Source organism: Burkholderia sp. Tr-20390 (assembly GCF_017104595.1).
Taxonomy (GTDB): Bacteria; Pseudomonadota; Gammaproteobacteria; order Burkholderiales; family Burkholderiaceae; genus Burkholderia.
The window spans coordinates 1-1666 of the sequence record NZ_JAAGPC010000399.1 but is presented as its reverse complement, the minus strand read 5'-3'; the positions used below and the strand labels follow the sequence as shown (position 1 = coordinate 1666).

The window sequence follows — 1666 nt, the reverse complement described above, 5'->3', positions numbered from 1 at the left end:
ACCGCCGGCGTCGCGCCCCCGTGCGGCGCGGGCAGCCCGAGCCGTTCGGCCACCTGCGCGGCCAGCCCGGCGTCGAAGCGGGCGATGATGTCGTTGACCACCCGCTCTCGAATGTGCGGCTGCGTCACCTTGCCGAGCTCGAAGCAGTAGGCGTCGCGGATATGCCGCTGCTCGATCTCGGTCATGCTCTGGTAGAACAGCGCGGCCTGCGAGAAATGATCGGCGAACGTCTCGCTGCGCACGCGCACCTTGTCGCCTTCGAGCGTCTCGTGCACGGTCTCGAAGCCGCCGCCGGCCGGCGCGGGCGGCGTCTCGCGCGGCCAGCCGCCGCTCGTCGAATTCGGTTCGTACGATGCCTGCCCGACGTTGATCGTCTGCCGGTGCATCGCATCGCGCTGGTTGTTCGCGAACGGGCACACCGGCCGGTTGATCGGGATCTCGTGAAAGTTCGGGCCGCCGAGCCGGCTCAATTGCGTATCGGTGTACGAGAACAGGCGCCCCTGCAGCAGCGGATCGTTCGTGAAGTCGATGCCGGGCACCACATGCCCCGGATGAAACGCGACCTGCTCGGTCTCCGCGAAGAAGTTGTCGGGATTGCGGTTCAACGTCATCCGGCCGATGGGCCGCACCGGCACCAACTCTTCCGGCACCAGCTTGGTCGGGTCGAGCAGGTCGAAGTCGAACTTGCCGGCATCGGCCGGATCGATCATCTGCACGCCGAGTTCGAACTCCGGATAGTCGCCGCGCTCGATCGCCATCCACAAGTCGCGCCGGTTGAAGTCCGGGTCATGGCCGGCAATCCGCTGCGCCTCGTCCCACAGCAGCGAATACGCGCCGCTCACGGGCCGCCAGTGGAACTTCACGAAACGCTCGGCGCCGGCCGCGTTCACGAAGCGGAACGTGTGCACGCCGAAACCGTCCATCGCGCGGAAGCTCGCGGGCAGCGCGCGGTCGGACATCAGCCACAGCACCATGTGGGTGGTTTCCGGCACCAGCGACACGAAATCCCAGAACGTGTCGTGCGCGGACGCGCCGGTCGGCATCTCGTTCGGCGCCTCGGGCTTCACCGCATGCACGAAGTCGGGAAACTTGATCGCATCCTGGATGAAGAACACCGGCATGTTGTTGCCGACGAGGTCGTAGTTGCCCTCTTCGGTATAGAACTTCACCGCGAAGCCCCGCACGTCGCGCACGGTATCGGCCGAGCCGCGCGGCCCCTGCACCGTCGAGAACCGCACGTACACCGGCGTTTCGGCGGCCGGGTCCTGCAGGAACGCGGCCTTCGTGTAGTCGGCCATCGGCTCGTACACGCGGAACACGCCGTGCGCGGCCGAGCCGCGCGCATGCACCACGCGCTCCGGAATGCGCTCGTGATCGAAATGCGTGATCTTCTCGCGCATGATGAAGTCTTCGAGCAGCGACGGGCCGCGCGGGCCGCCGCGCAACGTGTTCTGGTTGTCGGCGATCCGCACGCCCTGGTTGGTGCGCAGCGCCTCGTGGTCGGGCCGCGAACGGTGCTCGTCGAGCTGGCGCGATTTCGCGCTACCTGCGGCTTGGCCGCTTGCCCGTGCGGTTTCCGCTGTTCATTGCGATGACGTCGCTCGCGCGCGACCTGATACTGCGCGGCGCAACCGACAGCCCCGAGCGGATGCTGATGACGACGGTC

The 1666-nt window shown here is 67.3% G+C and carries 2 pseudogenes; one reads left to right on the top strand and one right to left on the bottom strand.

Annotation, left to right across the window (positions count from 1 at the left end):
- Positions 1-1538, bottom strand: a pseudogene (locus tag G3N98_RS39210) (catalase); the annotation flags it as partial.
- Positions 1539-1540: 2 nt separating this feature from the next.
- Here G3N98_RS39210 and G3N98_RS40115 point away from each other — a divergent pair.
- Positions 1541-1666, top strand: a pseudogene (locus tag G3N98_RS40115) (phosphate-starvation-inducible PsiE family protein); the annotation flags it as partial.